Source organism: Cryobacterium sp. MLB-32 (assembly GCF_000738085.1).
In the GTDB taxonomy this organism is placed as follows: Bacteria; Actinomycetota; Actinomycetes; order Actinomycetales; family Microbacteriaceae; genus Cryobacterium.
Window position 1 is genome coordinate 1 of record NZ_JPRS01000302.1, and the last position, 2,270, is coordinate 2,270.

Here is a 2,270-nt window from a genome sequence, read left to right on the forward strand (position 1 = left end):
CCGGGTGGCTGAATTTGGGTCCTCAAGCAGGGAGTCCCATCGCCGGCGCAGAACCTCTTTCGTCGTTGCGTACGGCCAGGCCCTGTTGACCTTCACGCCTGGTTGCTGCCACGGGAAAATATCAACCAGTTTCGGGAAACTGTCCCATTGCGTACGCGGCGGAATGGGAACAAACCCAAGCCTCGCGTCACCCGCGAGCTCAGTCCAGTCACCCGGTGACTCGTGCGGATTAGACAGGCCCCGCAGGTCCTCCAGCTTCTCGGCCCGCTTACCGGATACGCGTCGGTAGTACACCGTCGCGAGCGTCTTTCGGTCCTTCGCTCGGCGGAATACCGTCACGATCGCGACCGGGGTCTGGATGGCGAAAACGTTGTCCTCCGCATTGTTACCTCGCCCCTCACCGCCCAGGTCGGTCACCCAGATCTCGTCCGCGTGTTCAAGTGCGATGGTCCTCAGCCCTATGAATACCGGGTTGTTAAGCCAAGAGGACGCCGTGATGAAGCTGACGACGGCGGGACTGTCTGGTTCCTGTTCGAAGGCTTTCCAGAGAGCCCAGCGCCAGAAATACACATAGTGGTTATAGAGGCTGGCCTGGGCGCTGAAGATGATGCCTGCAGCCTGCGCCGGTTCGATTACATCTTCAAACAGCGAACGTCCGCTCGATGGATTCACGACCCACTTACCGTCGGCCTTTACGCCTCGTTCGTAAGGTGGATTACCGACAATGACGGTCACGGGTTGGTCGTGTTTGACGCCCCGAGCGCGCTCCCGTTCCTCGGCGAGGACTTGAACATCTCCCCATAATGGCAAGGCAAGTGGAACGACGTCCGGATCTTCCAGAGTATCTGTCATGTAGACCCTGACGTTCCCCGGAGGGAAGAGTGAGTTGTCCATGTCTGCCAGCCGACGGCCAATTCTCAGCTGCGCGACGGCATAAGGGCCGGGCAATATTTCGAAGGCGATGACGTTTGCCGCCAGCTGCTTCACGACCTGCTTGGGACCGGCCGCGCCTCGTACCTCGATTGCGACTCGTTCTGCTTGATCGATGACGGCAAGAGGATATGTGCCGGAACCTGCTGCCGGGTCCAATGTGACCACTGAAGCGTCAGCGAAGCTGAGCTTTTTTGAAAAGAGCTTCCTGAGGATGAAATCTATGTGCTGAACCTGCGACTTCACGACGTCTACCGGCGTGTAGTACACGCCCGCCTTCTCCCTGGCAACTGGATCGTACGCGGTAAGGAAGTCTTCGTAGAACCACAACCAGGGCTCCCCCCGATTGTCCCTTGCCGCTCCTATGGCGCGACTGTCGACAACAGACACGAGCCGTTCGATCGCGCCAATTTCGACTGACAACTCTTGTGAAAGCCCCTGAATATCGAGGACAGGACCCAAGGCAGCGGCTAATACGGCATTGCTGACACGAAGCGTCTGCCTGGCTTCTGACAGAGAGACAAAGCCGTCTTGGTTTTCGTCGGCGGCGCCGCTCAAAGCAGCGATGGCGAGACTGTAGGCAATTACCTGAGCCAAGTCTGACGCGAATTCGGCGTCGGTAACCTTCTCGTGCACGTTAGCGGCCCAGACAGCCTTGGCCTGCGCAATCACGGGTCTCGGTGTTTCTGTGCTTAGACCCGCGGCTACTCGTTCGCGCAGCAAGCGCGCCATGGGGGCTAGTACCACGGCTAGCTGGTGGACGCTGCGAACAACTGGCGGCCGCATTTTCGTGAAGAGATGCAGCAGCGCGAGTAACGGTGCGCTGTCCCAGTCACCGCCGTCAGAGGGTAGAAGAACGTCTGCATCCACCTGCGCACCCGCACAGTAGAGGCGCACTGCTTCGCCGTTGCACACCAGAACGGAATCGAGCTGGGCCAGGAGACCCCACTGCCCCTCTTCGCGTCCGCGCCAGCTCGGGCCATCCAGCGAGTGTCCTGGCTTCTTGAGCTCGACCCAGCCACAAGGACGGCCATCGATTGAAGCTGCGAAATCCGGTCGAACACCTTCAAGTTGAGCCTCCCGTTGCAAGAACAGGGCGCCAATTCCGGCTTCTTGGCACAGGCCCTCAAACAAATCAGCCACTGGCCGCGTGAGCTGAGCCTCCGGCTCGACCGAATGGGGAGAGAGCTTGATATCGCGGAGGACCGCGACGTAATTATCGGAGGCACTTGTCGGCATTCCACCATCTAACCGTGAACTGACCGTAGTCCGGGACGAACCGTCCATCAGAGTAGACCCAATTGAGCAGTTCATAAATGCATCGAAATCCCGTCAATCAG

General features: G+C 59.1%; 1 protein-coding gene. It reads right to left on the reverse strand.

The features are described 5' to 3' along the window. Nucleotides 1-2,073, reverse strand: a 2,073-nt coding sequence (locus tag JF66_RS17905) for a type ISP restriction/modification enzyme (RefSeq protein WP_156109899.1), incomplete at its 3' end; no start/stop codon positions are given. Nucleotides 2,074-2,270 lie beyond the last annotated feature (197 nt).